This window comes from Streptomyces sp. TLI_55, from assembly GCF_900206255.1.
Taxonomy (GTDB): Bacteria; Actinomycetota; Actinomycetes; order Streptomycetales; family Streptomycetaceae; genus Streptomyces; species Streptomyces aquilus.
In genome coordinates this window covers 3,394,595-3,408,097 of sequence record NZ_OAOJ01000001.1, presented here as the reverse complement: position 1 = coordinate 3,408,097, position 13,503 = coordinate 3,394,595, and the positions used below count along the sequence as shown (strand labels likewise).

At 71.5% G+C, this 13,503-nt stretch carries 9 protein-coding genes; 7 read left to right on the top strand and 2 right to left on the bottom strand.

Features of this window, described 5'->3' with window-relative positions; translation table 11 throughout:
- Positions 1-34: 34 nt before the first annotated feature.
- Genes CRP56_RS15665 through CRP56_RS15655 form a run of 3 tightly spaced genes read left to right on the top strand, consistent with a single transcriptional unit; the run spans position 35 to position 3,080 of the window.
- A complete protein-coding gene (locus CRP56_RS15665; RefSeq protein ID WP_097274087.1) occupies positions 35-1,192 on the top strand; it encodes an acyl-CoA dehydrogenase family protein in 1,158 nt (385 codons plus the stop codon).
- A gap of 35 nt (positions 1,193-1,227) precedes the next feature.
- Positions 1,228-2,100 (top strand): acyl-CoA thioesterase, encoded by an 873-nt coding sequence (locus CRP56_RS15660; protein ID WP_097264447.1) that lies wholly within the window; start codon positions 1,228-1,230, stop codon positions 2,098-2,100.
- Positions 2,101-2,105: 5 nt separating this feature from the next.
- Positions 2,106-3,080, top strand: coding sequence for a cation diffusion facilitator family transporter (locus CRP56_RS15655; protein WP_097264445.1), 975 nt, complete (start codon positions 2,106-2,108; stop codon positions 3,078-3,080).
- Positions 3,081-3,097: 17 nt separating this feature from the next.
- On the opposite strand, the gene CRP56_RS15650 is transcribed toward CRP56_RS15655, so the two are convergent.
- On the bottom strand, positions 3,098-3,886 hold the full coding sequence (locus CRP56_RS15650) for a phosphatase (protein ID WP_097264442.1): 789 nt from the start codon (positions 3,884-3,886) through the stop codon (positions 3,098-3,100).
- A gap of 62 nt (positions 3,887-3,948) precedes the next feature.
- Complete coding sequence (locus CRP56_RS15645; RefSeq protein WP_097264440.1) at positions 3,949-6,060, bottom strand: PucR family transcriptional regulator ligand-binding domain-containing protein; 2,112 nt, start codon at positions 6,058-6,060, stop codon at positions 3,949-3,951.
- A 190-nt stretch (positions 6,061-6,250) separates the two neighbouring features.
- Here CRP56_RS15645 and CRP56_RS15640 point away from each other — a divergent pair, with 190 nt between their 5' ends.
- From CRP56_RS15640 to CRP56_RS49080, 4 genes are all read left to right on the top strand, one after another.
- Positions 6,251-7,708: a sodium:solute symporter gene (locus tag CRP56_RS15640; RefSeq protein WP_097264438.1), complete on the top strand. Its 1,458-nt coding sequence runs from the start codon at positions 6,251-6,253 to the stop codon at positions 7,706-7,708.
- Positions 7,709-7,765: 57 nt separating this feature from the next.
- Positions 7,766-8,737 (top strand): agmatinase, encoded by a 972-nt coding sequence (gene speB, locus CRP56_RS15635; RefSeq protein ID WP_097264436.1) that lies wholly within the window; start codon positions 7,766-7,768, stop codon positions 8,735-8,737.
- The gene (locus CRP56_RS15630; RefSeq protein WP_097264433.1) at positions 8,734-10,416 is read left to right on the top strand and encodes a thiamine pyrophosphate-binding protein; all 1,683 of its coding nucleotides are present in this window, start codon (positions 8,734-8,736) and stop codon (positions 10,414-10,416) included. The genes speB and CRP56_RS15630 overlap by 4 nt, the downstream gene beginning before the upstream one ends.
- 113 nt (positions 10,417-10,529) lie before the next feature.
- Positions 10,530-13,406, top strand: a complete 2,877-nt coding sequence (locus tag CRP56_RS49080; RefSeq protein ID WP_097264430.1) for a LamG-like jellyroll fold domain-containing protein — start codon at positions 10,530-10,532, stop codon at positions 13,404-13,406.
- Positions 13,407-13,503: the final 97 nt, after the last annotated feature.

The window sequence follows — 13,503 nt, the reverse complement described above, 5'->3', positions numbered from 1 at the left end:
ACAAGCGACCCTGAGCCAGGCGGAGGTGGCGGCGGTGCGCCGTACGGTGTTCAACGAGGATCACGAGGCGTTCCGGGAGACCCTCCGGGCCTTCATCGAGGCCGAGGTCGTCCCCGTCTACGACGAGTGGTTCGCGGCCGGTCAGGCGCCGCGCGAGTTCTACTACAAGCTCGCCGAGCTGGGCCTGTTCGGCATCAACGTGCCGGAGGAGTTCGGCGGCGCCGGCATCGACTCGTACAAGTTCGAGGCCGTGATGTACGAGGAGACCTCCCGCGCGGGCGTCCAGTTCGGCGGCTCCGGGGTGCACGTGCTGCTCGCCCTGCCCTACATCAAGATGCTCGCCACCGACGAGCAGAAGAAGCGCTACCTGCCCAAGTTCGTCTCCGCCGAGGAGATGTGGGCGCTGGCGATGACCGAGCCGGGTACCGGTTCCGACCTCGCGGGCATGAAGACCACCGCCAAGCTGAGCGAGGACGGCACGCACTACGTCCTCAACGGCGCCAAGACCTTCATCACGGGCGGTGTGCACGCCGACCGCGTGATCGTGGTCGCCCGCACCGCCGCCCCCACCCCCGAGAACCGCCGGCACGGCCTCTCCCTCTTCGCCGTGGACACCAAGGCCGAGGGCTACTCCATCGGGCGGAAGCTCGACAAGCTGGGCCTGCGCACCTCGGACACCGCCGAGCTGGCGTTCGTCGACGTGAAGGTGCCGGTCGAGGACCTGCTCGGCGAGGAGAACAAGGGCTTCTACTACCTCGGCCACAACCTGGCGTCCGAGCGCTGGGGCATCGCCTACGGCGCCTACGCCCAGGCCAAGGCCGCCGTCCGGTTCGCCCAGCAGTACGTCACGGACCGCACGGTCTTCGGCAAGCCCGTCGCCACCTTCCAGAACACCAAGTTCGAGCTGGCCGCCTGCAAGGCCGAGGTCGACGCCGCCGAGGCGGTCGCCGACCGCGCCACCGAGGCGCTGGACGCGGGCGAGCTGACCCCGGCCGAGGCCGCCTCCGCGAAGCTGTTCTGCACCGAGGTCGCGCACCGCGTCATCGACCGCTGCCTCCAGCTGCACGGCGGCTACGGCTTCATGAACGAGTACCCGATCGCCCGCCTGTACGCGGACAACCGCGTCAACCGGATCTACGGCGGCACGAACGAGATCATGAAGTCGATCATCGCGAAGGACATGGGGCTGTAAGGCTCCCGAAATTACTGACCAGTAGAAATGACTGCATGAGTCAGGCACTTCAGTCTCTCCTCGATCTGCTCGACCTCGAGCAGATCGAGGAGAACATCTTCCGCGGCCAGTCCCGGCCCGCCATCGTCCCGCGCGTCTTCGGCGGTCAGGTCGCGGCCCAGGCGCTCGTCGCCGCCGGGCGCACGGTCCCCGAGGACCGTCTCGCCCACTCCCTGCACGCGTACTTCCTGCGCGCCGGGGACCCGGGCGCGCCGATCGTCTACACGGTCGAGCGCATGAACGACGGCCGCTCCTTCACCGCCCGCCGGGTCGTCGCCGTCCAGCACGGCCAGCCGATCTTCGCGCTGTCGGCGTCCTTCCAGAAGCACGAGGAAGGCTTCGACCACCAGGCCCCGATGCCGGCCGCCCCCGACCCCGCCACGCTCCCCACCTCGCAGGAGCGGCTGCGCGGCTACGACCACATCGCGCCGGACGTCATCGAGAAGTTCATCGAGGCCCGCGAGGCCATCGACCTGCGGTACGTCGACGAGCCGCCGTACGGGAAGTTCGGCGAGCCGCGCGAGCCGCACTCGCAGGTCTGGTTCCGCACCAACGGCAAACTCGCCGACGACCCGCTCCTCCACGTCGTCCTCGCCACCTACGTCTCCGACATGACCCTCCTCGACTCGATCCTGCTCGCGCACGGCCGCGGCGGCTGGGCGACCGGGGACGTCGTCGGCGCCTCCCTCGACCACGCGATGTGGTTCCACCGGCCCTTCCGCGCCGACGAATGGCTCCTGTACGACCAGGAGTCGCCGTCCGCACAAGGCGGCCGCGGACTCGGCCAGGCACGCATCTACACGCAGGACGGCCGGCTCGTCATCTCGGTGATCCAGGAAGGCGTGGTCCGGGCTCCTCGGCAACACTGAGGGGCATGACGGAAGCGGAAGCAGCGGAACAGGGCGGCGGCGAGAGCACGTTCACGGTGATCGTGGCCGCCGTCGCCAACCTCGGCATCGCCCTCGCCAAGGCGGTCGCCGGTGTGATCAGCGGCTCCAGCGCGATGCTCTCCGAGGCCGCGCACTCGGTCGCCGACACCGTCACCGAGGTGCTCCTGCTGACCGCCCTGAAACGCAGCGAGAAGCCCGCCGACGAGGACCATCCGCTCGGCTACGGCCCCGAGCGCTACATCTGGGCGATGCTGGCCGCCGTCGCGACCTTCGTCGGCGGTGCCGTCTTCTCCCTCTACGACGGCATCCACACCCTCGTCGCGGGCGAGGAACTCGGCGACCCCCTCATCTCGTACATCGTCCTCGGCGTCGCCTTCCTCCTGGAGGGCTACTCGCTGCGCACGGGACTGAAGCAGGCGCGCCGGGAGGCGGCCCGCGTCCAGGCGCCGTTCAAGCTCTACCTCCGGCACACCCCCGACACCGCCGTGAAGGCCGTCGTCCTGGAGGACTCGGCCGCGCTGATCGGCCTGGTGCTCGCCGCGGGCGGGCTGCTCGGCGGGCAGCTCACCGGTTCGGGCGTGTGGGACGGGATCGCCTCGCTGCTCATCGGGCTGTTGCTGCTGTGCGTGGCGTGGGTGCTCGGGCGGTCCAACGCCGAGCTGCTGATCGGCCGCCCGCTGCCGAAGCCCATGCGGGAGCGGATCAGGGCCGAGCTGGTGGCGGTGGAGCACATCGAGGCCGTACTGGAGCTGACGACGCTGGTGCAGGGGCCGCGGGAGGCGCTGGTCGCCGCGAAGGTCGACTTCCGGGACGTGTCGACGGCGGCGCAGATCGAGTGGGCCTGCGAACAGGCCGAGCTGCGGCTGCGGGCCGCGTTCCCCGGCGTGACCAGGGTGTACCTGGACCCGACGCCGGGGCACGCGCAGCAGCGGACGGAGGGGCTGAACCCCTGGCCCTGAGGCCCTTTAAAGGCGGGTCACTTCAGTCCCGCCTCCGCCAGCAGGTACGCCGTCATCGGGTCGTAGTGGCGCGGGCTGACGACGTGGTCGTCGAGGGGGACCGTCACCTGGACCGTGCCCTCGGCCTCGCCGAGGAAGAGGGCGGGGTCGTTGCAGTCGGCGTACCCGACGGAGTCCACGCCGTGCTGGGCGGCGTACCCGGCCCAGCCGTGGTCGGCGACGACGAGGTCGGGCAGCGGACGCCCTTCCCGCTGCATCCCCGTCAGGATGGCCTTCATCGGCTCGCCGGAGTGGGTGTGCCACAGCGAGGCGCCGTGCTCCAGCATCGCCACACTCGCGAACTGCATGACGTACCCCTCCTCGGTCTGCAGCCCCTCCGGGATGACGACGATCTCGCAGCCGGCGGCCCGCAGCGCGGCGGCCGTGGAGTGGTGGACCTCCAGGAGCCCGCCCGGGTGACCGGTCGCGAACAGCACCCGCTGCTGCCCCTCGGCGGCCTTCCGCAGCCGGGCCGCCATCCGGTCCAGGCCGTCGACCGTCAGCTCGGGGTCGATGGTGTCCTGGCCGTACCGGTACTCGGGATCGTCGTTGACGCCCACCCGCTCCGCCATCACCGCGAGCACGTCCTGCTCGTCGGTCCAGCGGTCACCGAGCTCCAGGCCGAGCCAGTAGTGGCGGTTGCCGTTCGCGAGCTGGCGGTAGTGGGAGAGGTTGTTCTCTCGGGGCGTCGCGACGTCGCCCGCGATGCGGGTCCGTACGAGGTGGTCGACGAGCTCGGCGCGGCTGGGAGTCCCGGGTATCGGCATGGGGTCCATTGTGAGGCAGGTGACGGTGCGCGTGCGGGGTGTCCCGGACGCTGGGACACGGGTCACTCACGCAGGGCGAACCACAACTCCATGCGTACGTCGGGGTCGTCGAGGTCGGCGTCCAGCAGCGCCGCGCACTTGGCGATCCGCTGCCGCACGGTGTTGCGGTGCACGGCGAGCGCCACCGCCGTCCGGTCCCAACTCCCGTGCAGGGACAGCCAGGTGCGCAGGGTGTCCCGCAGGGCGGGGGAGCCGGCGAGGGGTGCGAGCAGGGCACGGGCGTGTGCCTCGGCCTCGTCGGGCGCGATGAGAGCGGCGAGGCCCGGCCGCCCGCCGTGCCGGACCAGAGCACTGCGGGTGGCCCGGGCCCGGGCGAGGGCACGGGCGGCCTGGGTGTCGGCGAGGGTCCAGTCGTGGGGCTCGACGGGGGAGCTGACGCCGAGGGTCCAGCCGGGGTGCGGGTCCGGGGCGCGGTCGGCGAGGACGCGTACGACGTCCTCGCCGAGGTCGACCAGCGGCGAGCCCAGCGCGGCGCCCAGCGCGGAGGCGGCCACGGCGTCGGACGACTGTCCGTCCGGGGCGGCGTGCACGACGAACCAGGGAGCGCCGCCGAGGAGCGGGGCCACCTCCTCCGGCCCGGCGCCCAGCAGCAGCCGTACCAGCGCCGAGGAGCGGGCCGCCCCCGAGCCGCTCTGGTGCTCGCCGGTGAGGAGGGAGAGCAGGACGGCGGCGACGGAGGCGATGGTGTGGTCGCCGGGGTCGCGGGCCGGGGCGGCCACCCCGAGCACGAAGCCCTGCCCGGCACCGAGGGCGTAGGCGGCGAGATGGACGCCGGCGACGGTGTGGGTGGCGGAGGTGGGGGTGCCGGGGCCGGAGGGGCGGACGACCTGAGCGAGCTCGGCGAGCGCGGGCGGGGTGGCGGCTTCGGGCGGACCTCCCGGGGCCGTGCCGTCGGCCGGACGTCCCGCGGTGGCGTCCGCTGCCGGTTGGCCTGCCGCAGGGCTTCCTACCGACCGCCCCGCGCTCGCCGCCGGTTGGTTTGCGGTGGGGCTTCCCGCTGACCGCGGGGTGTCCGCTGCCGGTTGGCCTGCCGCGGGGCTTCCTGCCGACCGGCCCGCGCTCGCCGCCGGTTGGTTTGCGGTGGGGCTTCCCGCTGACCGCGGGGTGTCCGCTGCCGGTTGGCCTGCCGCGGGGCTTCCTGCCGACCGGCCCGCGCTCGCCGCCGGTTGGTTTGCGGTGGGGCTTCCCGCTGACCGCGGGGTGTCCGCTGCCGGTTGGCCTGCCGCGGGGCTTCCTGCCGACCGGCCCGCGCTCGCCGCCGGTTGGTTTGCGGTGGGGCTTCCCGCTGACCGCGGGGTGTCCGCTGCCGGTTGGCCTGCCGCGGGGCTTCCTGCCGACCGGCCCGCGCTCGCCGCCGGTTGGTTTGCGGTGCGGCTTCCTGCCGACCGCGGGGTGTCCGCTGCCGGTTGGCCTGCCGCGGGGCTTCCTGTCGACTGCCCCGCGTTCGCCGCCGGTTGGTTTGCGGTGGGGCTTCCCGCCGGCCGACCCGCCCCTGCCGCCGGCCGGCCCGCCGCGCCGCTTCCCGGCAACCGCCCCGCCCCCGCGATCTCCGTCCCCTCCGGCCCGTACAGCACCGCCCGGCCACCCACCCGCTGGGCCAGTTGCCGCAACACCGACGGGATCGGGTCCGGGCGGGACGCGGCCGCGGCGAGGCTCTGCTGGGCCTCGGTCACGCGGCGGAGTTCGGCGAGGCGGGCCTGGGCCATCAGTTGCCAGACCGCGCGGGCCACGCCCGAGAAGGTGGTCTGGGGCGGGACCTCGATCAGCGGGAGTTCGTACGCCTCGCAGGCCGCCACCAGCGCGCGCGGGACCGTGTCGTGCACCGGCGCCAGGCCGAAGCCCAGCGCCGCGCCGCCCGCCGCCACGATCCGGGAGACATAGTCATCGAAGTACGCCCCCGACCCCGCCGCCTCCGGCACGTGCACGCCCGCCGTCAGCAGCAGCTCGCCGCCCAGCAGATACGGGTACGGGTCGGCCATCTCCGAGGTGTGCGCCCAGTGGATGACGGCGGCGGGGTCCACCGGGCCCGCGATCTGCCGCAGCGCGAGGTCCTCGCGGGCCAGCAGTGCGGCCAGCGGGACGGGTGGGGTGGGTGGGACGGCCGGGTCCGGCATGGTGTGCGTTTCCTTCACTCCGAACGGCCTCGATGGATGAAACGTACACTTCGCAGCCGCTTTCCGGCCACCTAATGTCAGTCCCGACCGGCAGCCGCGGGTACGGGCGGATGTCCCCGCGAGCCCCTGCCGTCGTCCCCACCCCCCTCTGCACGACACGCCACCGGGATGCTCGCGAAGGAGGCCCCACATGGCCATCGACTACACAGTCATCGTCGTCTATCTGCTCGGCATGCTGGCCATGGGCTGGTGGGGCATGCGCCGCGCCAAGTCCAAGAGCGAGTTCCTCGTCGCGGGCCGCCGCCTGGGCCCCGCCATGTACTCCGGCACCATGGCCGCGATCGTCCTCGGCGGCGCCTCCACCATCGGCGGCGTCGGCCTCGGCTACCAGTACGGCCTCTCCGGCGCCTGGATGGTGTTCACCATCGGTCTCGGACTGCTCGCCCTGTCCGTCTTCTTCTCCGCCCGCATCGCCCGCCTCAAGGTCTACACCGTCTCCGAGATGCTCGACCTCCGCTACGGCGGCCGGGCCGGCGTCATCTCCGGCGTGGTCATGTGGGCGTACACCCTCATGCTCGCGGTGACGTCCACCATCGCGTACGCCACGATCTTCGACGTCCTCTTCGACCTGAACCGGACCGTCGCGATCGTCCTCGGCGGCTCGATCGTCGTCGCGTACTCGACGCTCGGCGGCATGTGGTCGATCACCCTCACCGACATGGTCCAGTTCGTGGTGAAGACGGTCGGCGTGCTGCTCCTGCTGCTCCCGATCGCCGTCGTCAAGGCGGGCGGCTTCGGCGAGATGAGGGACCAGCTGCCCACCTCGTACTTCGACCCGCTGGGCATCGGCGGCGAGACGATCTTCACGTACGTCCTGATCTACACGTTCGGCATGCTCATCGGTCAGGACATCTGGCAGCGCGTCTTCACCGCCCGCAGCGACCGGACGGCCAAGTGGGGCGGCACGGTCGCGGGCACCTACTGTCTCGCGTACGCCCTCGCCGGCGCCGTCATCGGCACGGCGGCCAAGGTCCTCTACCCCGAGCTCGGCAGCGCCGACGACGCCTTCGCCACCATCGTCAAGGACGAACTCCCGGTCGGCGTGCGGGGCCTGGTGCTGGCCGCCGCGCTCGCCGCCGTGATGTCGACGTCCTCCGGCGCGCTGATCGCCTGCGCGACCGTCGCCAACAACGACATCTGGTCGCGCCTGCGGGGCAAGGTCACCGGCGGCGAGCGCGACGAGGTGGCGGGCAACCGCGCCTTCATCCTCATCATGGGCGTCGGCGTCATCGGCACGGCCATCGCCCTCAACAACGTCGTCGAGGCGCTGACGGTGGCGTACAACCTGCTCGTCGGCGGTCTCCTCGTCCCGATCCTCGGCGGCCTGCTGTGGAAGCGCGGCACCGTCCACGGCGCGCTCGCCTCCGTGATCGTCGGCGGCCTCGCGGTCATCGGCCTGATGGCGGGCTACGGCATCCTCGCCAACGAGCCCGTCTACTACGGCCTGCTGCTCTCCCTCGCCGCCTACGTGGCCGTCTCCCTGGCGACCCCCGCCACCGACGAGGCGGTCCTCACGGTCTGGCGCGAGCGGCTGGCCGGCCGGGGCGCCCCCGAACTCGTGTCCGAACCGGTCCCGGCTCCCCAGTAGAGTCGAGAACACATTCCGCACATACGCGATGAAGCGTAGGAAAGAAGGCATCACCTCATGAGCAGCAACGAGACGCCCCGCGGCCCCGTCGACTCCTCCCGCATCCCGCGGTACGCCGGCCCCGCGACCTTCGCCCGGCTGCCCCGCCTCGACGAGGTCGGCCGCGCCGACGTCGCCGTGGTGGGCGTACCGTTCGACTCGGGCGTCTCGTACCGGCCGGGCGCCCGCTTCGGCGGCAACGCGATCCGCGAGGCGTCCCGGCTGCTGCGCCCCTACAACCCGGCGCAGGACGCCTCCCCGTTCGCGCTCGCGCAGGTCGCGGACGGCGGGGACATCGCGGTGAACCCGTTCAACATCAACGAGGCCGTCGAGACCGTCGAGGCGGCGGCGGATGAGTTGTTGGGGACGGGCGCGCGGCTGATGACGCTGGGCGGCGACCACACCATCGCGCTGCCGTTGTTGCGCTCGGTCGCGAAGAAGCACGGCCCGGTCGCCCTGCTCCACTTCGACGCCCACCTCGACACCTGGGACACGTACTTCGGCGCGGAGTACACCCACGGGACCCCCTTCCGGCGGGCGGTGGAGGAGGGCATCCTCGACACGTCGGCGTTGTCCCACGTGGGTACGCGCGGCCCCCTGTACGGCAAGCAGGACCTCACCGACGACGAGAAGCTGGGCTTCGGCATCGTCACGTCGGCGGACGTCTACCGCCGCGGCGCCGACGAGGTCGCCGACCAGCTGCGCCAGCGCATCGGCGACCGCCCCCTCTACATCTCCATCGACATCGACTGCCTGGACCCGGCCCACGCCCCCGGCACGGGCACGCCCGAGGCGGGCGGCATGACGTCCCGGGAACTCCTGGAGATCCTGCGCCGCCTGGCCTCCTGCAACCTGGTCTCGGCCGACGTCGTCGAGGTGGCCCCCGCGTACGATCACGCGGAGATCACGTCGGTGGCCGCGTCCCACACGGCGTACGAACTCACCACGATCATGTCCCGTCAGATCGCCCAGGAGAAGGCAGCGAAGTGACCCACGACCACGACCTGGTGCTCCGCCCGACGGAGGCCCAGACCGCCGCCGCCCTGAACCCGCCCGCCGGCCGGAACGGCGGAGACCTGGTCGTGGAGACGCTGGCCGCGCTCGGCACGACGACGGTCTTCGGGCTGCCGGGCCAGCACGCGCTCGGCATGTTCGACGCGCTGCGGCGCAGCGATCTGCGCTATGTGGGCCTGCGGGTGGAGAACAACGCCGGTTTCGCGGCGGACGCGTACGGCCGGATCACGGGCGAGGCGGCCCCGCTGCTGCTGTCGACGGGGCCGGGGGCGCTGACGTCCCTCGCCGCGCTCCAGGAGGCGGCGGCGGCCTCGGCCCCGGTGCTGGCGATCAGCAGCCAGATCCCGTCGGCGGGCCTGGGCGGCGGCCGCCACGGTCATTTGCATGAGCTCCCCGACCAGTCCGCGTCCTTCAGGGGCGTGGTGAAGTCGGTCCACACCGTGCGCACCCAGTCCCAGATCCCGTCCGCGATCGAGGCGGCCTGGAAGTCGGCCCTGACGGCCCCGCACGGCCCGGTGTGGGTGGAGATCCCGCAGGACGTACTGCTGGCCGAGACGTCGATCCCGGTGGTGACGGGCGGCGACGCGTTCCCGGAGGAGCTGCCGCCGCGCGTCGAACTGACGGCGGTGGCGGCGGAGTTGCTGTCGAAGGCGGCCCGTCCGGCGATCATCGCGGGCGGGGGAGTCGTACGGTCGGACGCGAGCGGGAAGCTGCGGCGGCTGGCGGAGGCGTTGCAGGCGCCGGTGGTCTGCACGCCGGGCGGCAAGGGGGCGTTCCCTTGGCAGCACCCCCTGTCCCTCCAGTCCTGGATCGAGGACCGGTACGTCACGGACTTCCTGGAGGAGGCGGACGTACTGCTGGTGGTGGGCTCGGGCCTCGGCGAACTGTCGTCCAACTACCACACGTTCAAGCCGCGTGGCCGGGTGATCCAGATCGAGGCGGACCTCGGCAAGCTGGAGTCGAACCACCCCGCGCTGGGCATCCACGCGGACGCGCGGCTGGCGTTGCAGGCGCTGCTGGAGACGGTGTCTCCGAGGACGGACGAGACCGCGGCGGAGCGGGTGCGGGAGGTGCTGAGGCGGGTGGCGGACCGTATCGCGTCCCAGGAACTGACCCTGGAACAGGACGTGTTGGCGGCGGTGCGGCGAGCTCTTCCCGCTGATTCCCCTTCCTTCTGGGACATGACGATCCTGGCGTACTGGGCCTGGTCCGCCTTCGACGCCAAGGGTCCCAACCTCCTCCACTCCGCCCAGGGCGCCGGCGGCCTCGGCTACGGCTTCCCGGCGGCGCTGGGGGCGGCGGTGGCCGACGGTTCGCGGCCGGTGCTGGCGGTGTCGGGGGACGGGGGTGCGCTGTACTCGATCGCCGAGCTCGCCACCGCTCGCCAGTACGACCTGAACGTGACGTGGCTGATCGTCGACGACGGTGGTTACGGCATCCTGCGCGAGTACATGACGGACGCGTTCGGCGAGGCGACGGCGACGGAGCTGACGCGGCCGGACTATGTGGCGCTGGCGGAGTCGTTCGGGGTGCCGGGGGTGCGGAGTTCGGCGGAGACGTTGGAGGCGGACTTGGCGAAGGCGCTGTCCGAGCCCGGGCCTTCGGTGGTCGTACTCCCTGCCGTTCTGCGGATGTTCGCGCCGACGCATCTGTAACTCTCTTGAACCGGTAAAGAAAATCTCATAAGTTTCCCCCCGTCACTGCCGTACGGCATGGCCACATCAATTTCATAGCGGGCTCTGGGGAGAGCCCGGGGGGAGACAAGGGCATGACCAACCCTTGGTTCCGGCGGCTTCGTGCTGCCCGGACGCTCGGCGTGCTGCTCGGCGGCGCCGTCGTCCTGGGCTCGTTGCCCGCTGTCACCAGTCCGGCCGGCGCGGCCGGCGGCAGACCGCCGGCTTCGGCCGAGGCGGCCGCGTTCGAGCTGGCCGCCGACACCGGTGAACCGGTGGAGATAGTTCAGCGTCGCACCGAGGACGAACTTGTCTTCGCCAACCCGGACGGCAGTTTCACCAGCGAGACCAGCGTCCAGCCGCAGCGGGTCCAGCGCGCCGACGGCGGCTGGGAGAAGGCCGACGCCACGCTGGAACGGCGGGCCGACGGCACGGTGGGCCCGAAGGCCGCCGTGGTCGACCTGGCCTTCGCGGGCGGCGGCTCGACAGACCTGATCACCCTGGGCGATGCCGGCAAGTCCTTCACGCTGCGCTGGCCGAAGCCGCTGCCCGAGCCGGTCCTGGACGGCGACACGGCCGAGTACCGCGAGGTGCTGCCGGGCGTCGACCTGCTGGCGAGCGCCACCGTCACCGGGTACTCGTACGTCCTGAAGGTGAAGACCTCCGAGGCCGCCGACAACCCCGAGCTGGCTCAACTCCGCCTGCCCGTACGCACCGAGGGCCTCGACCTGACCACCGGGCCGACCGGTGGACTGCAGGCGGTGGACGCTTCCGGCGCGCGGCTCTTCGGCGGCCAGGCGCCAAAGATGTGGGACTCCGCCACCGCCGCCGAGGAGGTCCCGGCGGACGCCGTGCCGGCCTCCGGCTCCGGCGCCCCCGTCGAGGACGCGCCCGACGCCGCGGCGAAGGTCGCCGACATGGGCCTGGACGTGACCGCGTCCGCGGTCACCGTCGAGCCCGACCACTCGGTGCTGACCGCCTCCGACACCGACTTCCCGGTCTACCTCGACCCGGAGGCCGGCATGTCCAAGAGCGAGTGGCTGTACGTCTCCAGCGCCCACCCGAGCACAGAGTTCCACAAGTTCAAGAAGGACGAGGGCGTCGGGCGCTGCTCGTACAAGTCCATCGGCGGCACCTACTACGTGTGCAGCTCCTCGCCGTACACGAACCGCATGTACTTCCAGTTCGGCACCTCAGGCTGGAAGAACCGCACCATCTCCAAGGCGGTCTTCGAGGTCTACGAGACCTTCTCCTTCTCCTGCCAGAAGAGCACCGTCAACCTGCACGCGGTCAGCGAGGGCGGTGTCGACTCGGCCACCAACTGGAACAACAAGCCCAAGGACGGCGACCTGCTCGTCGACAAGAACGTGGCGTACGGCCGCGGCGACAGCTGCAGTCCCGACGCGCCGGCCAGCTGGGTCGACTTCCAGGACAACCCCGAGGAGAGCAACGAGAACCTCACCGCCACCGTCCGCAAGAAGGCCAAGGCGGAGGACCCGATCGCCTTCTCGCTGCGGGCCGCCGACGAGGACGACGCCAATTCCTGGAAGCGGTTCCGGGGCGACAACGCCAAGCTGGTCGTCACCTACAACACCACTCCGGGCAAGCCGTACAACGAGCGGCTGACCAACCCGGAGGAGAAGACCTGCACCACGGACAACACCAAGCGCCCGTGGATCCGTGACGAGACCCCGACCATGGCGGTCAACGGCACCGACGCCGACTCCTACAGCGACGGCACCGGCCAGAACCTCACCGCCACCTTCCGAGTCTGGGACCAGGTCGACGGCAAGCCCATGGTCTACGAGGGCAAGGACGGCCCGCAGAACGAGGGCGTCTTCGAAAAGAACATCCCGGTCAAGGAGCTTGCCCACGGCCACGGCTACAAGTGGCACGCCCAGCTCTACGACGGCTCCACCGGCAAGCTGAAAGACTCCGGCTACTCCGACTGGTCCGACTGGTGCGAGTTCGTGGTGGACGTGAAGCCGCCCACCACCAAGCCGCTCGTGAAGCCGACGGACGGCGAGGCCGATCTCCCGGTGGGCGCCAAGCGGCACTTCACCCTCTCCGCGAACGGCAACGCCGACCCGGTCTTCAAGAACGACGTCGAGTACTACGAGTGGGACCTCGGCAGCGACACCCCCGGCCGCAAGGCCGCGCCCGCGAGCCTCGGCGGCAACGCCACCATCGAGGTGCCGACCTCCACCTTCGGCCCGAACGTGCTCTACGTCCGCAGCGTCGACCAGGCCGGCAACCGCGGCCCGCTGGAGAAGTACATCTTCACCGCCGACCGCGCCTGCGCGGACGCCCTCGCCGACTCCTGCGCCGCCGCCGTCTACGGCCTCGACCAGACCTCCGGCGCCACCGCCCCCGACACCTCCGGCCACGACCGCGACCTCACCGTCAAGGGCGCCGACTGGGTCGCGGGCAACCACTCCGCCACCGACGCCGCCGACAAGGCCCTGCGCTTCAACGGCAGCAGTGACTACGCGACCGCCGCCTCCGCCGTCCACACCGGGCAGGCGTTCACCGTCTCGGCCTGGGTGCGACCGACCTCGCTGAGCGAGAACGTCTCGGTGATCAGCCAGGCCGGCAGCAACGGCAACGGCCTCAACCTCTACTACTCGACGGCCTACAAGCGCTGGATCTTCGGCCGCCACATCGCCGACAAGGACGGCTCCGACCTCGTCCGCGCCATGGCGACGAGCGAACGCCCGCCGACCGTCGGCACGTGGACCCACCTGGCGGGCACTTACGACCCGGCGGCACGGAAGTTCACCCTCTACGTCGACGGCGAGGAACAGGGCAGCGCCACCGTCACCGGCGTCTGGAATGCCGCCAAGGGCCTGAACATCGGCCGCGCCCAGTACGACGGCACCTGGCGCGACTACTTCGCCGGCGACATCGACGACGTACGCCTGGTACCCGGACTGCTCTCCGGTACGGAGATCTACCGGCTGGCCAACAGCTGACCTTCGGCGGCTCCTGACCAGAGCAGCTTCACCCGGGCGCACGGCGGTCGACCGGCGCCCGGGCACCCCACATCACACGGGAGGGGAGCGCGCATGC

Excerpts from the sequence above, each read along its gene's own strand:
- CRP56_RS15655 (WP_097264445.1), top strand. The coding sequence starts at position 2,106 with ATGACGGAAGCGGAAGCAGCGGAACAGGGCGGCGGCGAGAGCACGTTC.
- CRP56_RS15660 (WP_097264447.1), top strand. The coding sequence starts at position 1,228 with ATGAGTCAGGCACTTCAGTCTCTCCTCGATCTGCTCGACCTCGAGCAG.
- CRP56_RS49080 (WP_097264430.1), top strand. The coding sequence starts at position 10,530 with ATGACCAACCCTTGGTTCCGGCGGCTTCGTGCTGCCCGGACGCTCGGC.
- CRP56_RS15640 (WP_097264438.1), top strand. The coding sequence starts at position 6,251 with ATGGCCATCGACTACACAGTCATCGTCGTCTATCTGCTCGGCATGCTG.
- speB (WP_097264436.1), top strand. The coding sequence starts at position 7,766 with ATGAGCAGCAACGAGACGCCCCGCGGCCCCGTCGACTCCTCCCGCATC.
- CRP56_RS15650 (WP_097264442.1), bottom strand. The coding sequence starts at position 3,886 with ATGCCGATACCCGGGACTCCCAGCCGCGCCGAGCTCGTCGACCACCTC.
- CRP56_RS15645 (WP_097264440.1), bottom strand. The coding sequence starts at position 6,060 with ATGCCGGACCCGGCCGTCCCACCCACCCCACCCGTCCCGCTGGCCGCA.